A 21858-nucleotide genomic window follows, 5' to 3' on the forward strand; every position below is an offset into this window, starting at 1 on the left:
GTGGCAGGTTGTGAGTGGAATCATTACTATTTTAGGATTAGGTGCTGGTGAATTAGATCAGTTAACGATGGGTGTATATCGAAAAATAAAAGAAGCAGATCACATGTTTGTTAGAACGAAGGAACATCCCGTTATAGAAGAGTTAGAGAAAGAAGGTATACAATATACTGCTTTTGACAATGTATATGAAGCACATGATACATTTGAGATTGTATATGAAACAATTGCGAATACATTGCTAGAACAAGCTGAAGGCGCAGAAATTATCTATGCTGTCCCAGGGCACCCGCTTGTAGCGGAAAGAACGGTTCAGCTACTGTTGGAAAAAGGCGAAGTAGCGAATGTTGAAGTGCGAATTGAAGGTGGACAAAGTTTCCTTGACCCTATGTTTGCAAGTCTAAAGATTGATCCGATTGAAGGATTCCAATTAATTGACGCCACATCATTTGAAAGAGGGCAATTAGAATTACGTCAACATTTAATCTTTTGCCAAGTATATGATGCATTCGTTGCATCTGATGTGAAATTAACATTAATGGAGATGCTGCCAGATGATTATGAAGTGTATATCGTAACAGCTGCAGGGACTTCATTTGAACAAGTTAAAAAGGTACCGTTGTACATGTTAGATCATGAAACGGAGTTGAATAATTTAACGAGTGTGTACGTACCACCAGTTCAGGAACGTGCGTCCTTGTATCAACAGTTTGATGTGCTTAGAGAAATTATTGCAGATCTTCGTGGACCGAATGGTTGCCCATGGGATAAAAAGCAAACACATCAATCTTTAAAGAAGTATTTAATTGAGGAAGCTTATGAAGTGTTAGAAGCAATTGATGAAGAGGATGATGATCACTTAGTAGAAGAACTGGGTGATATATTATTACAAGTTATGCTTCATGCCCAAATCGGAGAGGACGAAGGTTGGTTCTCTATAGATGATATTATTCGAACTTTATCTGAGAAAATGGTTCGTCGTCATCCACATGTATTTGGGAATGTGGATGTAAATAATGCTGATGAAGTAATTGCCAATTGGGAAGAAATTAAAAAAGAAGAAAAAGGATTTGTAAAAGAATCTGTTTTAAATGGAGTTCCAAAAAGTTTGCCACAGTTACTACGCGCTTATGAAATCCAGAAAAAGGCTGGTAAGGTTGGCTTCGATTGGGTTGATGTACAGCCGATGATAGAGAAAGCCTTAGAAGAATGGCAAGAGTTCCAACAAGAAGTTACAAACATGGATGAGGCGAAGATGTTAAGTGAATTTGGCGATTTACTATTTGCGTTTGTTAATATAGCTCGTCATTATAAAATAGATCCAGAAGAAGCGTTACGTTCAACAAATGAGAAATTCGTCAGTCGTTTTTTATACATGGAAGCAAAGGTAGCTGAAATGAATAAAGAGATGCAAGATTTATCATTAGAGCAGTTAGATGTTTTCTGGGAAGAGGCAAAACAAACAGAGCGTTAATAGGGGGATTTAATATGCGTCTAGATAAGTTTTTAAAAGTATCACGTTTAATTAAAAGAAGAACATTGGCGAAAGAAGTAGCTGATCAAGGAAGAATATCCATTAATGGTCAAGTGGCAAAAGCGAGTTCGGATGTGAAAGTAGCTGATGAATTAACAATTCGTTTTGGTCAAAAAATAGTAACTGTAAAAATAAATGAATTAAAAGAAACGACTAAGAAAGAAGATGCAGCAAATATGTATAGCTTAGTTCGTGAAGAAAAAGTAAAGGCTGAAGAAGGCTTGTTCTAAAATCGATTATCCCTTCATACATTACTATTAGCTAGTATAAATGTATGGGGGGATTTACGTGAATAATGGTTACTCACCTATGTCTTCTAATCAACAAAATGTTTCTGTAGAGCATGATATTATTATGCGTGGCAGGCGTGTAATTGATATTACCGGTGTAAAGCAGGTAGAGAGTTTTGATAGCGAAGAGTTTTTACTTGAGACCGTAATGGGCTTTTTAACAATTCGTGGTCAAAATTTGCAAATGAAAAATTTAGATGTAGAAAAAGGTGTTGTATCGATTAAAGGGAAAGTTCATGAGATGTTGTATATTGATGAGAATCAAGGGGAGAAAACTAAAGGCTTCTTTAGTAAGTTGTTTAAATGAGTCTAACAATTCAGTTGTATACGATGCTCTCAATGATCGGAATGGGTGCTTGGATTGGAGCGTCTTTAGATACATACCAACGATTTTTAAAACGTCAAGAACGTAAGCGTTGGCTTGTATTTATACATGATATACTGTTTTGGATTGTCCAAGCATTATTCGTTTTTTACGTATTGCTTCTTGTAAATGAAGCTGAACTACGTATATATGTATTTTTAGCATTATTATGTGGTTTTGCGGCATATCAAAGCATGTTGAAAGCAATATACATGAGACTGTTAAATTTTCTCATCTATATTTTTGTGCAAACAACACACTTTTTTGTTCAAATTATACAGCTACTCATGATAAAACCTGTTATTATTATAGCGCAGCTATTTATTGCATTTATATTATTCTTATTTCGTATACTGCTTTCAATTGGACATGTGTTATGGAAAATGGTGGTTTGGATATTACTTTTCATATGGAAAGTTTTTTTCTGGCCTGTTCGATTTATTGCTTCGCTCATATGGAAACTTCTCCCTAATCGTGTTAAACTTTTTATAATGAAGCATGTAGGGTTCCTGCAATATATAGCAAAATTGAAGGGACATATCTTCCAATTATGTGAGCGTATAAAAAAGAAGTTAGGGGGACCTCGGAAATGAGGGAACTGAGACAAAGAACAATCGAAAAACAGAGTCCAAATCCTGTTAAAGAGCATATAATACAAACGGATGAGAACAGGAAGCGACTTTATCGCCGTTTAGCGGTTTTTCTTGTCTTTGCTTTTACAATTATTGCGAGTATTAGTGTAACGTTTTATCAACAAAACAGTTCCATTAAAGCAAAAGAAGCAAAAGTTAAGGACATGAAAAAAGAACTGGATTCATTAACGAATAAAGAAAAGAGTCTAAAAGACGAAGTTCAAAAGTTAAATGATGAAGAGTACGTATTAAAGATTGCTAGAAGGGATTATTTCTTCTCTGGAAAAGGGGAGATAATTTTTCCTGTTTCTAAGTAGAGTATGTCTTATTGACACTATATTTTAGGATTATATATAATAAAGTAAAATTTGACTTTTTAACCACTAAGGAGGAGCATTTTTTTTATGTCAATCGAGGTAGGCAGCAAGTTACAGGGTAAAGTAACAGGTATTACAAATTTTGGGGCTTTTGTGGAGCTGCCAGAAGGCTTAACGGGTCTTGTTCATATTAGTGAAGTTGCTGATAATTATGTGAAAGATATTAACGATCACTTAAAAGTGGGCGACCAAGTAGAAGTAAAAGTTATTAACGTTGAAAAAGATGGTAAGATCGGTCTATCTATTAAAAAAGCGAAAGAGCGTGAAAAAACAGAAGGAGATCGTCCACGTGGTGAATACCAACGCGGTGGTGATCAACAACGTTCTGGACGTCCACAACGTAATCGTTCTTTCAACAGAGATAACCGTGGTGGCGGTAACGACCGCGCTCCAAAAGAAACATTCGAGCAAAAGATGGCACGTTTCTTAAAGGATAGCGAAGATCGTTTAACTTCTTTAAAGCGTAACACTGAATCTAAACGTGGTGGCCGTGGCGCACGTCGCGGATAATAAGAACGTTTAATTCTTAGAATATAGAGAGGTGCCCAGGGCGATTGCTCAGGGTGCTTTTTTATATGTGAAAATATATTTTTAAAAAAGTTTTCAAGATGTGTTGACTTTAAATTATATCTGAGGTAAGATACTAATTGTCCGTTAAATAAGACGACATGGCGGTGTAGCTCAGCTGGCTAGAGCGTACGGTTCATACCCGTGAGGTCGGGGGTTCGATCCCCTCCGCCGCTATATTTAATTTAACGGCCCGTTGGTCAAGTGGTTAAGACACCGCCCTTTCACGGCGGTAACACGGGTTCGAATCCCGTACGGGTCATCTAAAAAGATCATGCAAATGCGCATGATCTTTTTTTGTTAAATGAATTAAGACATACAACACTTCTACAAAATCACCCTATATTTTCTGAATGTTCGATTAAAATATTAAAAATAAAATACATACTGTGTATATATGTAGAGTTATTTCGAATAAAAAGTCGAACGATTATAAAAGTGAAAACTGTTGTTTTGACAAAAATCCCAATAATCATCTTTTATAATGACAGTAATTAAACTATGCAGGTGGTGTTAAAAATATGCCTAAAGCAGGAAGGAATACTATGAATACAAGTGCATTGGCAATGAATGAGGGTCAGCTTGGAGGAGTAAAGTGGACGAGTAAGTTGCGAATGAAGTTTGAGCAAGTTTTCTTTAGATGGGGATTTATTATTGTTGTTATTGGTTTTCTTTTGGGGCGAGCATATATATTAACAAACATTTTACCGTTTGCACTGCCGTTTTTTGCTGCTGTTTATGTTATGAAGCGGGATAAAATGCCGCTCGCGTTCTTGGCTCTAATGGGGGGCGCACTTTCAGTTTCGATAGATAATTTATTCTTTACCTTTGCATCTATTTTTACTTTCTTCATTTATAATATCTTCTTTAGTCGATTTACACGTAAAACTGTTGGACTTGTTCCATTCCAAGTATTTATCTCCGCATTAACCGCACATTTAGTTGTCGTATATTTTGCGCAACAAACTGTCACCATGTACGATTTACTTGTTAGTACAATTGAGGCCGGGCTTAGCTTCGTATTAACTATGATATTTTTACAAAGTGTCCCGCTTTTAGTAGAAAGAAAAGGGAAACAACAAGCGTTAGAGACAGAAGAAATTGTTTGTTTAATTATATTACTAGCATCCGTTTTAACAGGTACAACAGATTGGTTCGTATATGACGCTTCTATTCAACATATTTTTACTAGGTATTTAGTGCTTGTGTTTGCGTTTATTGCAGGAGCGGCTACAGGATCTACAGTAGGGGTCGTCACTGGGTTAATATTAAGCTTAGCAAATGTCTCTAGTTTGTCCCAACTTAGTCTGCTTGCTTTTTCTGGATTACTTGGTGGTTTGTTAAAAGAAGGGAAACGCTTAGGTGTTAGTTTAGGTTTGTTAATTGGGACAAGCTTGATTACGCTATATGTAGACAAGCAAACAAACATTGTGACAACTTTAATCGAATCTGGTGTGGCAATTGCTTTCTTCTTATTAACACCGAAACTTGTTATGGATCGTATTGCTAAATTCATGCCAGGTACACAAGAGCATTCGCAAGATCAACAACAGTATTTAAGAAGGATGCGTGATGTTACGGCGAATAAAATCAATCAATTTGCCAATGTGTTTGCTGCTTTATCTAATAGCTTTTCTGTATATGGATATGTGGAGGAGGAAGATAAAGAGACGGAGGCAGATTTGTTCTTAAGTACAATTACTGCAAAAACATGTCAAACATGCTTTAAAAAGGACCAATGCTGGGTAGTTAATTTCGATAAAACGTACGATTATATGAAACAAATAATGAGTGAAACGGAAGAGGGGACGTTGCAGCATAATCGGAAGTTAGTTCGTGAATGGGACAAGCATTGTGTGAGAGGAAAGAAAGTGACGGATTTAGTAGCAGGTGAATTAGATCACTTCTATGAGGGGCAAAAATTAAGAAAACAAATGAAAGAAAATCGTAGAATAGTAGCGGAGCAACTATTAGGTGTATCAAAAGTTATGGAGGATTTTGCTAAGGAGATACAAAGAGAACGAGAAAATCATCAAGTACAGGAAGAGCAGATTCTGCAAGCGTTTCGTGATTTTGGTGTAGAAGTGGAGCATGTTGATATTTATTGTTTAGATAGAGGAAGCATTGATATTGAAATGTTGATTCCAGTTGCATCTAATGAACACGGAGAGTGTGAAAAATTAGTTGCACCGATGCTTTCTGATATTCTAAAGGAAAATATTGTTGTTAAGCATGAAGAAAAATCTTCTTATCCGAACGGCCATAGCTTAATATCATTTGGTTCAGCAAAAACGTATTCTCTTGATACGGGCTTAGCCACAGCTGCAAAAGGTGGTGGTTTTGTTTCAGGTGATTCTTATGCAATGATGGATTTAAGTGTTGGTAAATATGCTCTTGCAATTAGTGATGGTATGGGAAATGGGCAAAGAGCTCATATGGAGAGTAAAGAAACGGTGAAATTATTACAAAAAATACTTCAATCAGGCATTGATGAAGAAATAGCAATTAAGTCTATTAACTCTATTCTTTCTTTAAGAACAACAGAAGAGATGTTTACGACGTTAGATTTAGCTATGGTAGATTTACGGGATGCGAGTGCGAAGTTTTTAAAGATTGGATCGACGCCGAGTTTTGTTAAACGCGCAAATAATATTTTGAAAATTGAAGCAAGTAATTTGCCAATGGGAATTATTGAGGATGTTGAAGTTGATGTAGTGGGTGAGCAATTAAAAACAGGTGATATCCTTATTATGATGAGCGATGGAATTTTTGAGGGAGCGCAACATGTGGAGAATCATGAATTATGGATGAAGCGGAAAATTAAAGAGTTACAAACTGAAGATCCACAAGAAATTGCTGATATCATCATGGAAGAGGTGATTCGCTCTGGTGATGGTTATATAAATGATGATATGACTATTGTGGTGGCGAAGGTGAAGAAAAATATGCCGAAGTGGGCTACCATTCCAATTGTGGGAATGCAGGCACAATAAAGTTGAAGTGTGATGTTTCTTTATCGCTTTTTCTTTCTAAAAACCTAGGTGAATACCTAGGTTTTTTTGCTTTAAAAGATAATGTTATTATTTTTGTGAATATATACGGATGATGTAAGATAAAAATGTAATTTTTGTATATCTTTTTTTTGCACAATGTTTGTAAAAGTTGTACCATTATAAACAAGGTAACTAACGTTGCTGTTCTTGTTTAATGAAAGGTGATTACGAAGTTGAAAGATACATTTGTTGAAAAGGTAGATGACTTTGTAAAGCAGCATGATGTATTAAAGGAACGTTCAACAATTGTTGTAGGGGTTTCTGGTGGTCCTGACTCTTTGGCTCTTCTATATTATTTGTTAGAAAAAAGAGCAGCAAAACAGTTTGAAATTGTAGTGGCGCATGTGGATCACATGTTTAGAGGTGATGAATCTCATGAGGACCTACAGTTTGTGCAGGACCTTTGTAAAGGACTGGGAGTTATTTGCGAAACGATAAGGATTAATGTGTCGCAATATCAACAGCAATACGGGATGAATGCACAGGTTGCTGCTAGAGAATGCAGATATGCATTTTTGGAAAGAATAATGAAGAAATATGATGCGAGATATGTAGCCCTTGGACATCATGGTGATGACCAAGTAGAGACGATTTTAATGCGTCTTGTACGAGGGAGTACTCCGAAAGGATATGCAGGAATTGCAGTGAAGCGTCCTTTTCATAATGGATATTTAATTAGGCCGTTACTTGGAGTAACAAAGGAAGAAATTGTTGATTACTGTAATAAGCTGAAAATAATTCCTCGTATAGATCCAAGTAATAAAAAGGAAGTATATACAAGGAATCGATTACGTAAATATGTTCTTCCTCATTTGAAAGAAGAAAACCCACAAGTGCATGAGAAATTCCAAAAATTTAGCATGCAGATGCAAGAGGATGAGGCGTATTTGCAGGAATTAGCTTTTGAGAAAATGAATAAAGTAATTACAAAAAAAAGTGATAAACAAATTAGCTTATCAATTCCTGCCTTTGAATCCATGTCTATGCCTTTACAAAGAAGAGGGATTCAACTAATATTAAACTATCTTTATGAATATAAGATTCCATCTTCTCTTTCCTCTATACATATTGACAAAGTGATTGAGTTTTTTAAGCGGACACAGCCTTCGGGTTCACTTGATTTCCCAGGTGATTTGAAAATTGTTCGCGCATACGAGGAGTGTAGCTTTGGATTTAAACAAGAAATTGTTTCTCCTTTCTTACAAGATTTATCAGTGCCCGGGACAATTACGCTATCGAACGGGGATAAACTTGTAACAGAGGTGAGCGAAGATATACCAAGTGACATGAATGAAACAGTATTTGTTGCTAAGTATAATGATATATCATATCCACTTCGTATTCGGTCTAGAGAAAATGGAGATCGCATGTCAATACAAGGTATGAATGGCACCAAAAAGATAAAAGCTATTTTTATCGAAGCAAAAGTACCAAGAGAAAAAAGAGAAGAATGGCCGGTCGTTTGTGATGCAAGTGGGAATGTTATTTGGTTACCCTTGTTGAAGCGATCTGCATTTGCTATCTCGAAAGAGGCAGCAAAGAAGGATAAATATATGATTATTCACTACAAAAGCAAGGAGTCTTCCGGGAGGATAATGAAATGATGAATCAAGATATCGAAAAAGTATTAATTTCTGAAGAGCAAATACAAGAAAAGGTGCTCGAATTAGGCGCAATTATTGCAGAGGATTATAAAAACACAGTACCTCTTGCCATTGGTGTACTAAAGGGTGCAATGCCATTTATGGCAGATTTATTAAAGAGAACAGATACATATCTTGAAATGGATTTTATGGCTGTATCTAGTTACGGTCACTCAACTGTTTCAACAGGCGAAGTGAAAATTTTAAAAGACCTTGATACTTCTGTAGAAGGTCGCGATATTTTAATCGTTGAAGATATTATTGATAGCGGTCTTACACTAAGTTACTTAGTAGACCTATTTAAATATCGTAAAGCGAAGTCTGTAAAAATCGTTACGTTATTAGATAAACCAACAGGCCGTAAGGTAGATTTGAAAGCGGATTATGTTGGATTTACTGTACCGCATGAATTTGTTGTAGGATATGGATTAGATTATAAAGAGCAGTACCGTAATCTTCCTTATGTAGGAGTATTAAAACCAAGCGTTTACTCAAATTAATTAAATACAGGCGTCACAATTGTATAGGAAAGTTTTTCTATGTTACGATTTACTATAGTGTTTATGCCGTGAGAGGAGGTTAGGAATGAATCGTATCTTCCGTAATACCATCTTTTATTTACTGATATTCCTAGTAGTAATTGGAATCGTGAGCTATTTTAATGGTTCGACACAAAAAACGACATCAGTTAGCTACGATAAATTCATTACTAAACTAGAAAAAGGTGAAGTGCGTAATGTGCAGCTTCAACCGAAAAATGGTGTATTTGAAGTAAAAGGACAATTTAATAACTCTAGCCAGGGAGAACAATTTGTTACTTATGCACCAAATACTGAGGAATTACAAAAGAAAATTAATGATAAAGCGCAAGGTGCTGAAGTTAAGTATCAACCAGCAGAAGAAACAAGTGCTTGGGTAACCTTCTTTACTTCTATCATCCCGTTTGTCATTATCTTCATTTTATTCTTCTTCTTATTAAACCAAGCTCAGGGCGGCGGTAGCCGTGTTATGAACTTCGGGAAAAGTAAGGCGAAGTTATATAATGACGAAAAGAAAAAAGTTCGTTTCAGAGATGTTGCTGGAGCGGATGAAGAGAAACAAGAGCTTGTTGAGGTAGTTGAATTCTTGAAAGATCCTCGTAAGTTTGCTGAAGTTGGTGCTCGTATTCCGAAGGGTGTTCTATTAGTGGGACCTCCAGGTACAGGTAAAACTTTACTAGCACGTGCCGTTGCAGGTGAGGCAGGCGTTCCATTCTTCTCTATCAGTGGTTCTGATTTCGTAGAGATGTTCGTCGGTGTCGGTGCATCACGTGTACGTGATTTATTCGAAAACGCAAAGAAAAATGCTCCTTGTATCATTTTCATTGATGAAATTGATGCAGTAGGACGTCAACGTGGCGCAGGTCTTGGTGGTGGCCATGATGAGCGTGAGCAAACGTTAAACCAATTGCTTGTTGAAATGGATGGATTCGGTGCAAACGAAGGTATTATTATCATCGCTGCGACAAACCGTCCTGATATTCTTGACCCAGCATTATTACGTCCAGGTCGTTTTGACCGTCAAATTACAGTAGATCGCCCAGATGTAAATGGCCGTGAAGCTGTACTGAAAGTACATGCTCGTAATAAACCGCTTGATGAGAATATCAACTTAAGAGCAATTGCAACTCGTACGCCAGGATTCTCTGGTGCCGATCTTGAAAACTTATTAAACGAAGCTGCTTTAGTAGCTGCGCGTCAAGATAAGAAGAAAATTGATATGAGTGACATTGATGAAGCGACGGATCGTGTTATTGCAGGTCCAGCTAAGAAAAGTCGTGTTATCTCTGAAAAAGAACGTAATATTGTTGCTTTCCATGAAGCGGGCCACACTGTAATTGGTGTTGTTCTTGATGAAGCTGATGTCGTTCATAAAGTAACAATTGTCCCTCGTGGTCAAGCTGGTGGATATGCAGTAATGCTTCCAAAAGAAGATCGTTACTTCATGACAAAACCAGAGTTACTTGATAAAATCACTGGTTTACTTGGTGGTCGAGTAGCTGAAGAGATTGTATTTGGTGAGGTAAGTACAGGTGCTCATAATGACTTCCAACGTGCGACTGGTATTGCAAGACGTATGGTAACGGAATTTGGTATGAGTGATAAGCTTGGACCAATGCAATTTGGTAGTTCGCAAGGTGGTCAAGTGTTCTTAGGAAGAGACTTCCATTCAGAACAAAACTACAGTGATGCAATTGCGCACGATATCGATGTGGAAATGCAAACGATTATGAAAGAATGTTATGCTCGTGCAAAACAAATTCTTACTGAAAATCGTGATAAACTAGATCTTATTGCGAAAACGTTACTTGAAGTAGAAACGTTAGATGCAGAGCAAATCAATCATTTATGTGATTATGGCAGATTGCCAGAACGTCCAACATCTTCAGCTGATGTGAAAGTAAACATCAACATGAAGAAGGACGATGAAGAATCAGAAGATAAGTAAGAGATGAAGGAGTGACGATAGTCACTCCTTTTTTATTTGTAGAGGGGAACTAAGTAGAAAAAGAATTTAAATAAATCTGGTATTAAAAATTGAAATAGGGAGTAATCTTTTTGTAAAATGATGAGGATAGAAAAGCTGATTATATAAGTATGTGTGATATGATGTTTTTATAAGTTTTATACATACTGCACAAATATAGATTAAATAAGATAAGTGGTGAGAATATGATTTTTGTATTGGATGTAGGGAACACAAATGCTGTACTGGGCGTGTTTGAAGAGGGGGAACTTCGTCAACATTGGCGCATGGAAACAGATCGTCATAAGACAGAAGATGAATATGGAATGCTTGTAAAACAGTTGCTTGAGCATGAGGGTCTTTCGTTTGAAGATGTAAAAGGTATTATCGTGTCTTCAGTCGTACCACCAATTATGTTTGCTTTAGAGCGCATGTGTGAAAAATATTTTAAAATTAAGCCGCTTGTAGTAGGTCCTGGAATAAAAACGGGGCTAAATATTAAATATGAAAATCCACGTGAAGTAGGTGCGGATCGAATCGTAAATGCAGTAGCAGGAATCCACTTATATGGAAGTCCGCTTATTATTGTCGATTTTGGTACGGCTACTACATATTGTTATATTAACGAAGAAAAGCATTATATGGGTGGAGTTATTACACCGGGAATTATGATTTCGGCAGAGGCTTTATATAGTAGAGCGGCAAAACTTCCTCGTATTGAAATTACAAAACCAAGCAGTGTAGTTGGGAAGAATACGGTAAGTGCGATGCAATCTGGTATTCTTTATGGTTATGTTGGACAAGTGGAAGGTATTGTTAAGCGCATGAAAGAGGAAGCTAAACAAGAACCAAAAGTTATTGCAACAGGTGGATTAGCGAAATTAATTTCAGAAGAATCGAATGTAATTGATGTTGTAGATCCATTCTTAACATTAAAAGGTTTGTATATGTTATACGAGCGCAATGCAAATTTACAGCATGAGAAAGGTGAATAAATAAGTATGAAAGATTATTTAGTAAAAGCGTTAGCATTTGATGGGGAAGTGCGTGCGTATAGTGTACGTACTACAAACACGGTAAGTGAGGCGCAAAGACGTCATGATACATGGAGAACAGCTTCAGCGGCACTTGGTCGTTCTTTAACTGCAGGTACAATGATGGGTGCAATGTTAAAAGGTGACCAAAAGCTAACGATTAAGGTAGAAGGTAATGGTCCGATTGGTCCTATCTTAGTAGATGCTCATGCAAATGGGGATGTACGTGGTTATGTAACGAACCCACATGTTGACTTTGAAGGAACAGAACAAGGGAAATTACGTGTATATCAAGCGGTAGGTACTGAAGGATTTGTAACGGTAATTAAAGATATTGGTATGCGTGAGCCGTTTATTGGTCAATCTCCAATTGTTTCAGGAGAATTAGGAGAAGACTTCACGTATTATTTTGCAGTTTCTGAGCAGACGCCTTCTTCTGTTGGTGTTGGCGTCCTTGTAAATGGAGATGATAGCATATTAGCAGCGGGTGGATTTATCCTTCAAATTATGCCGGGTGCACAGGAAGAAACAATTTCATTCATTGAAGAGCGTTTACAGAAGATTCCTCCTGTATCAACATTGATTGAGCAAGGGCTCTCTCCAGAAGAGTTACTGTATGCAGTCCTTGGAGAAGATAAGGTAAAAGTATTAGAAACGATGGATGTTCAATTTAATTGCACATGCTCACGCGAACGTATCGAGAGTGTGTTAATTAGTTTAGGTAAAACGGAGTTAGAGCAAGTTCGTGAAGAAGAAGAAGAAACAGAAGTTCATTGTCATTTCTGTAATGAGCGATATAAGTTCTCTAAAGAAGATATTACAAATTTAATTGAGAATTTGTAATAAGGGAATTCACCCTCTAAATACATTGACAAACAGGGAATTTTCTGACAAAATCTAAATATAGATAAAACCAATAAAAATACTCGGTGTTAGGAGTGACAGGAATGCGAGTGGCACAATCAGTTTCAGAATTAATCGGGAAAACGCCGATCGTTAAGTTGAACCGCATCGTAGAATCAGACAGCGCAGATATATACTTAAAATTAGAATTTATGAATCCGGGGAGCAGTGTTAAAGATCGTATCGCATTAGCTATGATTGAAGATGCTGAGAAAAAAGGATTATTAAAAGAAGGCGATACAATCATTGAGCCGACAAGTGGTAACACAGGAATTGGTTTAGCGATGGTAGCGGCTGCTAAAGGATATAAGGCAATTTTAGTAATGCCAGAAACAATGAGTATTGAGCGTCGTAATTTATTACGTGCTTACGGTGCGGAATTAGTATTGACTCCAGGGCCTGAAGGAATGGGTGGAGCAATCCGTAAAGCGACTGAATTAGCAAAAGAGAATGGTTACTTTATACCACAACAGTTCAAAAACCAATCGAATCCAGAAATTCACCGTTTAACAACGGGTCCAGAAATTGTTGAACAAATGGGCGACCAATTAGATGCGTTTATTGCAGGTATTGGTACGGGTGGAACAATTACTGGTGCTGGTGAAGTGTTGAAGGAAGCGTATAAAGATATTAAAATTTATGCAGTAGAACCTGCGGATTCACCAGTATTATCTGGTGGGAAACCAGGTCCACATAAAATCCAAGGAATTGGGGCGGGATTTATCCCAGAGACATTGGATGTAGAAGTATATGATGAAATTGTTCAAGTGAAAACGGAGCAAGCATTTGAATATGCAAGAAGAGTGGCTAAAGAGGAAGGTATTCTAGTTGGTATCTCTTCTGGAGCAGTTATTTATGCAGCAACAGAAATTGCGAAAAAGTTAGGTAAAGGGAAAAAGGTACTTGTTATTATCCCAAGTAACGGTGAACGTTATTTAAGTACACCACTTTATCAATTTGAGTCTTAATTATATGTGATTGAAAAAGCATCCTTGAAAAAGGATGCTTTTTCTTTTTGGATTGGAAATAGGAAAAGAGTGAATGACTAGAAAACTTCATGTAAAATAAGAGGTAGTATAATTAATTTATTTTCACTAGCCTTCGAGTATAACTCTTCTATATACATAAAGAATGTAGTTTGAAGTGGTTAATATAAGAGGGTGGGATAAAAGAAGACGGGGTGTTGATATGCAACGAAGAAAATCTTTAGCGCTTTCTATTCCATATCAGTTAGATTTCTTTAAGCAATATAAATTTCTTTCTAAGGATAAACCGCAACATATTTTGTTAGAGAGTGGGCGTGGCGGTCGTTATAACATTGTGGGGTTAAACCCAGTAGCGGTAATCCGAGGGAAGGGTGAAACGTTACATATAAGTGAAAGTGGTAAGGAAACAATAAAGCAAGGAAACCCATTAGATTTAATGCAGGAATATATGGAGCGATGGAAAACGGATTATAATCCGGAATACCCGCCTTTTCAAGGTGGTGCAATTGGTTATTTTAGTTATGATTGCATCCGTTATATTGAAAAACTTCCTTCTCTTGCGGAGGATGATATTAATATACCTGATATATTCTTTTTATTATTTGATGATGTGTTTGTGTATGATCAAGAAGAAAAAGTATTATGGATTATTACACATTATGTAGATAAGCACGAAGAGGCAAAAGAGCGATTAAATGAATGTAAGATCCTTTGGGCGACAGAAGCGCCGGAAGTGACTATACCGTTTGCGTGCCCTGAAAAGAAAAGTGAAGCAGTTGCTTTTACTGAAGAAAGTTTTATGAAGGCTGTTGAATGTATTCAAGAATATATTGGGGCTGGTGATGTGTTCCAAGTAAACTTGTCGACAAGACAGGAAAGAACGTTACAAACACATCCACTAGAAATTTATACAAGTCTTCGCGAAATTAATCCATCTCCATATATGGGTTACTTGGAGCTTGGGGATTTTCAAATTGTTAGTGGATCGCCGGAGTTATTAATTAAGAAACAAGGAACTGAAGTAAGTACAAGACCAATTGCTGGAACGAGATCTAGAGGGGCGAATGAGCAAGAGGATGAAGAGTTGGCAAGAGAATTAATTGAGAATGAAAAAGAAAGAGCAGAGCACGTCATGCTTGTGGATTTAGAACGAAATGATTTAGGGCGTGTTTGTAAATATGGCACTGTAGAAGTAGATGAATTTATGGTAATTGAGAAATACTCACACGTTATGCATATTGTTTCTAATGTGCGTGGTGAGGTGGAAAAAGATAAAGATGCTTTTGATTTAGTGAAGGCTGTGTTCCCTGGGGGGACAATTACTGGAGCCCCGAAAATACGTACGATGGAAATTATTGAAGAATTAGAACCTGTTCGCCGAGGGATTTATACAGGTTCAATCGGTTGGATCGGTTATTCTGGAGATACAGAATTGAATATTGTGATTAGGACACTTCTTGCTAAAGATGGAAAAGCGCATGTACAAGCAGGAGCGGGAATTGTAATTGATTCAAATCCGGAAAATGAATATAAAGAGTCGTTAAAAAAGGCGATTGCTTTATGGCGTGCAAAAGAACGTAGCGAAGAAACGGTTAGGTGAGAGAAATGATATTAATGATTGATAATTATGATTCTTTTACATTTAATTTAGTACAGTTTCTTGGAGAACTTGGACAAGATCTTGTTGTTAAACGTAACGATGAAGTGACTATTTCAGATATTGAGAATATGAAACCAGATTTTTTAATGATTTCGCCAGGTCCATGTAGTCCGAATGAAGCGGGAATTAGTATGGAGGTTATTCGATACTATGCCGGAAAGATTCCGATTTTTGGGGTTTGTCTTGGGCATCAATCCATTGCGCAAGTGTTTGGTGGAGAGGTTGTCCGCGCAGAGCGGTTAATGCATGGGAAAACATCGCTTATGCATCATGATGAAAAGACGATTTTTTCGGATATCCCTAATCCGTTTACCGCGACGCGCTATCATTCCCTTATTGTTAAAAAAGAGACGTTACCTGATTGCTTAGAGGTAACATCTTGGACAGAAGAAGGGGAAATTATGGCGCTCCGCCATACAACATTACCGATTGAAGGTGTACAGTTCCATCCGGAATCTATTATGACTTCTCATGGGAAAGAGTTGTTGCAGAATTTCATTCGTAAATATAGTCCAAGTGTGACATCATGTTAATTTACGTAAATGGCCAGTATGTAGAATCGAGTGAAGCGAGAATTTCTCCTTATGATCATGGTTATTTATATGGTCTTGGAGTTTTTGAGACTTTTCGTATTTATAATGGTCATCCTTTCTTATTGGATGATCATTATGATCGTTTAATAGATGCGCTGGATACATTGCAAATAAAATGGAAAATGACGAAAGATGAAGTACTGCTTATTTTGAAGAATTTACTCGTTATGAATGAATTAGAGCATGCATATGTACGTTTTAATGTATCAGCGGGTATAGATGAAATTGGATTGCAAACGGAAATGTATGAAGAGCCGTCTGTTATTGTTTTTATAAAACCTTTAGCAGCCCCGGGAGATGTAGCAGAAAAAGAAGGGGTTGTTTTAAAGCAAGTTCGAAATACACCAGAGGGTGCATCTCGCTTGAAGTCTCATCATTATTTAAATAACATTTTGGGAAAACGTGAAATTGGAAATGGTGTGAATAAGGAAGGTATTTTCCTTACTGAAGCAGGTTATGTTGCGGAGGGTATTGTTTCGAATCTCTTTTTTGTGAAAGGTGATGTTTTATATACACCTTCGCTCGAAACAGGGATTTTAAATGGTATCACCCGTGCGTTTATTATAAAGGTTGCTGAAGAGCTGGGTATAGAAGTAAAGGAAGGTTTCTTTACAAAAGATGAATTACTTTCAGCCGATGAGGTCTTCGTAACAAACTCGATTCAAGAAATTGTTCCGCTTAATCGTATAGAGGAACGAGATTTCCCGGGTAAAGTAGGTATGGTTACAAAAAGATTTATGAACCTTTATGAAATACAGAGAGAGAAATTGTGGAGCAGAAATGAATTACGAAGAGGAGATGTGTAGTTTGAAGTGGGATTATGATTTACGCTGCGGCGAATATACATTGAACTTAAATGAAAGAACGTTAATTATGGGGATTTTAAATGTAACACCAGATTCGTTTTCTGATGGTGGGAGTTACAACGAGGTAGATGCTGCAGTGCATCATGCGAAAGAAATGCGAGATGAAGGTGCTCATATTATTGATATTGGTGGCGAATCTACTCGTCCGGGCTTTGCTAAAGTGTCAGTGGAAGAAGAAATAAAACGAGTTGTTCCAATGATTCATGCTGTTTCAAAAGAGGTGAAATTGCCTATTTCTATCGACACATATAAAGCGGAAGTTGCAAAACAAGCAATCGAAGCTGGTGCTCATATTATTAATGATGTTTGGGGAGCGAAGGCGGAACCGAAAATCGCTGAAGTTGCAGCTCATTACGATGTACCTATTATCTTAATGCATAATCGCGATAACATGAATTATCGTAATTTAATGGCTGATATGATTGCTGACTTATATGACAGTATTAAAATTGCTAAAGATGCTGGTGTGCGAGATGAGAATATCATTTTAGACCCAGGTATCGGTTTTGCTAAAACGCCTGAACAAAATTTAGAAGCGATGCGTAATTTAGAACAGTTAAACGTACTAGGTTATCCAGTTCTCTTAGGTACTTCAAGAAAGTCCTTTATTGGGCATGTGCTAGATTTACCGGTAGAAGAACGTCTTGAGGGAACGGGGGCTACCGTTTGTCTTGGCATCGAAAAGGGTTGTGAGTTTGTTCGTGTTCATGATGTGAAGGAAATGGCACGTATGGCTAAGATGATGGATGCAATGATTGGTAAGGGGGTAAAGTAATTGGATAAAATTTATATTCATGATATGGAGTTTTACGGTTATCATGGTGTATTCCCAGAGGAAAATAAATTGGGCCAGAGATTTAAAGTGGATTTAACGGTGGAATTGGATTTGAAACGAGCGGGAGAAAGTGATGACTTAGAGCATTCTGTTAATTATGGAGAGCTTTTCGAGTTATGTAGGAAAGTTGTTGAAGATAGAACATATAAGCTTGTAGAGAGTATTGCTGAAAATATCGCTACAGATATATTGAAACAATATGAGAGTATTTCAAGATGTACGATAAAGGTAATTAAACCAGATCCGCCAATACCGGGACATTATCGTGCTGTAGCGGTAGAAATTACGAGAGAACGTCCATGAATAATATAGCTTACATTGCATTAGGTTCAAATATTGGAAAGCGTTATACGTATTTAACTGAAGCGATTCAGTTTCTAAATAAAAATCCTTATATCAAAGTTGAGGATGTTTCGTCTGTATATGAAACGGAACCAGTTGGCTATACTGACCAAAGTTGCTTTTTAAATTTAGTTATAAAAATTTCTACCAATTTATCACCGCAAGAATTATTGAAAGTAACGCAAAAAGTAGAAAATGACCTAGGAAGAAAAAGGGAAATTAGGTGGGGACCTAGGACTATCGACCTTGACATTTTACTATATAATCAAGAAAATATTGAAGCAGAGAATCTTATTGTTCCGCATCCGCGGATGTTCGAAAGAGCTTTTGTTATCGTTCCGTTGTTAGAGATTAATCAAGATATAAAACAAAACATTTCACGTTCACAAGTAGAAGAAATGAAAAGGCGAGAGGGAGTAACGGTATGGAAGCAGAAAAATGGGGAAGACGCATTCGTGCTTTTCGAAAACTAAAAGGTTATACGCAAGAAGGTTTTGCAAAAGAACTAGGGGTATCTGTATCTGTTTTAGGTGAAGTTGAGAGAGGGAATCGATCGCCTTCCCAAGATTTTGTAGTGGAAGTTGCTAAAGCATTAAAGATCTCGATAGATGAGCTAATGCCAAAGTGACCATGAAGGAAGGAGTAAATCGAGTGTTAAAAATCGCAAATATTGAGATGAAAAATCCGGTTGTATTAGCACCGATGGCGGGAGTGTGTAACTCTGCATTCCGTTTGACAGTAAAAGAATTCGGTGCGGGCTTAGTTTGTGCCGAAATGGTAAGTGATAAGGCAATACTACTGAACAATAAAAGAACATTAGATATGTTATATATCGATGAGAGAGAAAAGCCATTAAGTTTACAAATTTTTGGTGGCGAGAAAGAAACTCTTGTAGATGCTGCGAAATACGTAGATCAATATACGACAGCGGACATCATTGATATTAATATGGGGTGCCCAGTACCGAAAATCGTTAAGTGTGATGCAGGAGCAAAGTGGCTTTTAGACCCAAATAAAATATATGAAATGGTAGCGGCAGTTGTAGATGCTGTAAAAAAACCAGTTACAGTTAAAATGCGTATTGGTTGGGATGAGGATCATATTTTCGCAATCGAGAATGCGAAAGCTGTTGAGCGTGCTGGTGGACAAGCGGTAGCAGTTCATGGGCGCACACGAGTACAAATGTATGAAGGAAAAGCGGATTGGGATATTATTAAACAAGTAAAGCAAGCTGTAAATATCCCGGTTATCGGAAATGGTGATGTCGCAACGCCACAAGATGCAAAGCGTATGCTTGATGAAATAGGTGTAGATGGTGTTATGATTGGTCGCGCTGCCCTTGGAGATCCATGGATGATTTATCGTACCGTAAAGTATTTAGAGACAGGTGAATTAATGCCGGAACCGACAGTACGTGAGAAAATTGACGTATGTATGTTGCATCTAGATCGTCTGATCGATTTAAAGAATGAAAATGTCGCTGTAAGAGAGATGAGAAAGCACGCAGCTTGGTATTTAAAGGGCATTCGTGGTAATGCAACTGTACGTAATGGTATCAATGCTTGTAATACGCGTGAAGACCTTGCAAATGTATTAGGTACATTTGTAGAAGAAGTAGAAGCGAAACAACAAACAATTCACGTTGGTTAATAATAGGAAGGGAAGATTGACATTCTTCTATACACTTCCTATAATTACGTGAAAGAAAGAAGAACTGCCAGTTAGTTGCTGGCAGTTTTTCTAGTTGAGTAGAAAATGCTATACTGTATATATTGTAAAAATTAATAGAGCTGGAGTGATATCAATACCATGGATAACATGAACCACGAAGAATTAAACGACCAATTGCTTGTTCGTCGTGAAAAGCTACATAACTTACGTGAGCAAGGAATCGATCCGTTCGGTAAACGATTTGAACGTACAAATGCAACAAATGAATTATTAAGCCTATATGGAGAGTTCTCTAAAGAAGAATTAGAGGAGAAAGAAATCTCTGTTTCTATCGCCGGTCGTATTATGACAAAACGCGGTAAAGGAAAAGCTGGATTTGCACATATTCAAGATTTACATGGACAAGTTCAAATTTACGTTCGTAAAGATGCTGTTGGAGATGAAGAGTACGAATTATTTAAAACAGCAGATTTAGGGGACTTGGTAGGTATTGAAGGTAAAATTTTCAAAACGAACGTTGGAGAACTTTCAGTGAAAGCAACGGGATTTACGCTATTAACGAAATCTCTTCGTCCATTACCGGATAAATATCATGGATTAAAAGATGTTGAACAACGCTACCGTCAACGTTACTTAGACTTAATTACAAGTATGGAAAGCCGTGAAACATTCGTTACTCGCAGTAAGATCATTCGTGAAATGAGAAGATACTTAGATGACAATGGTTATCTTGAAGTGGAAACACCTATGATGCATGCAATTGCAGGTGGAGCTTCTGCGCGTCCTTTCATCACGCACCATAATGCATTAGATATGGAATTATATATGCGTATCGCAATTGAACTTCATTTAAAACGCCTTATTGTGGGTGGATTAGAAAAAGTTTATGAAATCGGCCGTGTATTCCGTAACGAGGGTGTATCAACTCGTCATAATCCCGAGTTTACGATGATTGAATTATATGAAGCGTATGCTGATTATAAAGATATTATGAAACTAACAGAAAATATGGTTGCTCATATCGCGAAGCAAGTACTAGGTACAACAACAATCCAATATGGTGATTATGAAATTAATCTAGAACCAGAATGGACACGTCTTCATATGGTAGATGCAATTAAAGAACATTCTGGAGCAGATTTCTGGAATCCGATGAGTGTAGAAGAAGCGCGTGAACTTGCAAAAGAACATAATGTAGAAATTAAGGATACAATGGAAGTTGGTCATATTATTAATGAATTCTTCGAGCAAAAAGTAGAAGATAAATTAATCCAACCAACATTTATTTACGGTCATCCGGTAGAAATTTCGCCACTTGCGAAAAAGAATGACGAAGATCCACGATTCACAGATCGTTTCGAATTATTTATCGTTGCACGTGAACATGCAAATGCATTCACTGAGTTAAATGATCCAATTGATCAGAAAGAACGTTTTGAAGCGCAATTAAAAGAACGCGAACAAGGTAATGATGAAGCTCACATGATGGATGATGATTATATCGAAGCTCTTGAGTATGGTATGCCTCCTACAGGCGGACTAGGAATTGGTATTGATCGTCTTGTTATGTTATTAACGAATGCACCATCTATTCGTGATGTACTATTATTCCCTGCTATGCGTCATAAACAAGACTAAGCTTTGGAGATTTCTCCAAAGCTTTTTTTATTTGAGTATGAGCGTGGGGCGTTAGATGTCGATGGTAGGAGAAATTATATTTATATAGAAGAAAAGTGCTGTTTTTATACTTTTTTACTAAGTTAAAAATTTTATTAGAAAAACTATTGCATTTTAATAATCAAACTGGTATATTTATATTCGTTGCCACGAAAGGTAACAAGCAAAACAAACGAAAAACAACTTTTTGAAAAAAGTTGTTGACGAAAATATAACGAAATGTTATATTAATAAAGTCGCTTCTGAGCGACGAAGTAGTTCTTTGAAAACTGAACGAAACAAACAACGTGAAACGTCAATTTTTATTTTAGATGCTAGACAAACTAACT

The 21858-nt window shown here is 37.0% G+C and carries 22 protein-coding genes and 2 tRNA genes; all 24 read left to right on the top strand.

All coding sequences use genetic code 11. The features are described from left to right. The first annotated feature begins 10 nt into the window (after nucleotides 1-10). Complete coding sequence (yabN, locus tag AC2CGR_RS27605) at nucleotides 11-1471, top strand: bifunctional methyltransferase/pyrophosphohydrolase YabN (protein ID WP_087966735.1); 1461 nt, start codon at nucleotides 11-13, stop codon at nucleotides 1469-1471. Nucleotides 1472-1485: 14 nt separating this feature from the next. Further along, on the top strand, nucleotides 1486-1761 hold the full coding sequence (locus AC2CGR_RS27610; protein ID WP_001234876.1) for an RNA-binding S4 domain-containing protein: 276 nt from the start codon (nucleotides 1486-1488) through the stop codon (nucleotides 1759-1761). 58 nt (nucleotides 1762-1819) lie between these two features. After that, nucleotides 1820-2128 (top strand): sporulation protein YabP, encoded by a 309-nt coding sequence (gene yabP / locus AC2CGR_RS27615; protein ID WP_001059101.1) that lies wholly within the window; start codon nucleotides 1820-1822, stop codon nucleotides 2126-2128. After that, a complete protein-coding gene (gene yabQ / locus AC2CGR_RS27620) occupies nucleotides 2125-2778 on the top strand; it encodes a spore cortex biosynthesis protein YabQ (RefSeq protein ID WP_484481372.1) in 654 nt (217 codons plus the stop codon). The genes yabP and yabQ overlap by 4 nt, the downstream gene beginning before the upstream one ends. After that, nucleotides 2775-3134: a cell division protein DivIC gene (gene divIC, locus AC2CGR_RS27625; protein WP_001208736.1), complete on the top strand. Its 360-nt coding sequence runs from the start codon at nucleotides 2775-2777 to the stop codon at nucleotides 3132-3134. The genes yabQ and divIC overlap by 4 nt, the downstream gene beginning before the upstream one ends. A gap of 87 nt (nucleotides 3135-3221) precedes the next feature. Further along, a complete protein-coding gene (locus AC2CGR_RS27630; protein ID WP_000021452.1) occupies nucleotides 3222-3704 on the top strand; it encodes a S1 domain-containing RNA-binding protein in 483 nt (160 codons plus the stop codon). A 160-nt stretch (nucleotides 3705-3864) separates the two neighbouring features. Then, a tRNA-Met gene (locus tag AC2CGR_RS27635) sits at nucleotides 3865-3938 on the top strand. A gap of 13 nt (nucleotides 3939-3951) precedes the next feature. Then, nucleotides 3952-4023 (top strand) — tRNA-Glu (locus AC2CGR_RS27640). A 259-nt stretch (nucleotides 4024-4282) separates the two neighbouring features. Then, a complete protein-coding gene (gene spoIIE, locus AC2CGR_RS27645) occupies nucleotides 4283-6754 on the top strand; it encodes a stage II sporulation protein E (RefSeq protein WP_001123535.1) in 2472 nt (823 codons plus the stop codon). Between the two features lie 233 nt (nucleotides 6755-6987). Next, nucleotides 6988-8418, top strand: a complete 1431-nt coding sequence (gene tilS / locus AC2CGR_RS27650; RefSeq protein ID WP_087966731.1) for a tRNA lysidine(34) synthetase TilS — start codon at nucleotides 6988-6990, stop codon at nucleotides 8416-8418. Further along, entirely contained in the window at nucleotides 8415-8957 is a 543-nt protein-coding gene (gene hpt / locus AC2CGR_RS27655; protein ID WP_000981838.1) for a hypoxanthine phosphoribosyltransferase, read from the top strand. Before tilS ends, hpt begins: the two co-directional genes overlap by 4 nt. 85 nt (nucleotides 8958-9042) lie before the next feature. Next, nucleotides 9043-10944 (top strand): ATP-dependent zinc metalloprotease FtsH, encoded by a 1902-nt coding sequence (gene ftsH / locus AC2CGR_RS27660; protein WP_029439106.1) that lies wholly within the window; start codon nucleotides 9043-9045, stop codon nucleotides 10942-10944. Nucleotides 10945-11168: 224 nt separating this feature from the next. Then, nucleotides 11169-11957: a type III pantothenate kinase gene (locus AC2CGR_RS27665; protein ID WP_000578367.1), complete on the top strand. Its 789-nt coding sequence runs from the start codon at nucleotides 11169-11171 to the stop codon at nucleotides 11955-11957. 6 nt (nucleotides 11958-11963) lie between these two features. Then, nucleotides 11964-12839 carry a redox-regulated molecular chaperone HslO gene (hslO, locus tag AC2CGR_RS27670; RefSeq protein WP_000656366.1) on the top strand — a complete coding sequence of 292 codons (876 nt, stop codon included), beginning with the start codon at nucleotides 11964-11966 and terminating at the stop codon, nucleotides 12837-12839. Nucleotides 12840-12943: 104 nt separating this feature from the next. Further along, nucleotides 12944-13867: a cysteine synthase A gene (gene cysK, locus AC2CGR_RS27675; RefSeq protein WP_001261701.1), complete on the top strand. Its 924-nt coding sequence runs from the start codon at nucleotides 12944-12946 to the stop codon at nucleotides 13865-13867. A 220-nt stretch (nucleotides 13868-14087) separates the two neighbouring features. After that, a complete protein-coding gene (pabB, locus tag AC2CGR_RS27680) occupies nucleotides 14088-15485 on the top strand; it encodes an aminodeoxychorismate synthase component I (protein ID WP_484481373.1) in 1398 nt (465 codons plus the stop codon). Nucleotides 15486-15490: 5 nt separating this feature from the next. Continuing rightward, the gene (gene pabA, locus AC2CGR_RS27685) at nucleotides 15491-16078 is read left to right on the top strand and encodes an aminodeoxychorismate/anthranilate synthase component II (protein WP_270184608.1); all 588 of its coding nucleotides are present in this window, start codon (nucleotides 15491-15493) and stop codon (nucleotides 16076-16078) included. Further along, a complete protein-coding gene (gene pabC, locus AC2CGR_RS27690; protein WP_087966726.1) occupies nucleotides 16072-16944 on the top strand; it encodes an aminodeoxychorismate lyase in 873 nt (290 codons plus the stop codon). The genes pabA and pabC overlap by 7 nt, the downstream gene beginning before the upstream one ends. Next, nucleotides 16919-17779: a dihydropteroate synthase gene (gene folP / locus AC2CGR_RS27695; protein ID WP_131101233.1), complete on the top strand. Its 861-nt coding sequence runs from the start codon at nucleotides 16919-16921 to the stop codon at nucleotides 17777-17779. The genes pabC and folP overlap by 26 nt, the downstream gene beginning before the upstream one ends. After that, a complete protein-coding gene (gene folB, locus AC2CGR_RS27700) occupies nucleotides 17780-18142 on the top strand; it encodes a dihydroneopterin aldolase (protein WP_000358063.1) in 363 nt (120 codons plus the stop codon). Then, a complete protein-coding gene (folK, locus tag AC2CGR_RS27705; protein WP_087966722.1) occupies nucleotides 18139-18654 on the top strand; it encodes a 2-amino-4-hydroxy-6-hydroxymethyldihydropteridine diphosphokinase in 516 nt (171 codons plus the stop codon). Before folB ends, folK begins: the two co-directional genes overlap by 4 nt. After that, nucleotides 18606-18809: a helix-turn-helix domain-containing protein gene (locus AC2CGR_RS27710; RefSeq protein ID WP_000387026.1), complete on the top strand. Its 204-nt coding sequence runs from the start codon at nucleotides 18606-18608 to the stop codon at nucleotides 18807-18809. Before folK ends, AC2CGR_RS27710 begins: the two co-directional genes overlap by 49 nt. 23 nt (nucleotides 18810-18832) lie before the next feature. Beyond that, nucleotides 18833-19831: a tRNA dihydrouridine synthase DusB gene (gene dusB, locus AC2CGR_RS27715; protein ID WP_000912268.1), complete on the top strand. Its 999-nt coding sequence runs from the start codon at nucleotides 18833-18835 to the stop codon at nucleotides 19829-19831. 159 nt (nucleotides 19832-19990) lie between these two features. Next, complete coding sequence (gene lysS / locus AC2CGR_RS27720) at nucleotides 19991-21490, top strand: lysine--tRNA ligase (protein ID WP_000369677.1); 1500 nt, start codon at nucleotides 19991-19993, stop codon at nucleotides 21488-21490. The last annotated feature ends 368 nt before the right edge of the window (nucleotides 21491-21858 follow it).

It is taken from the genome of Bacillus sp. LSHTCR4 (assembly GCF_057197025.1).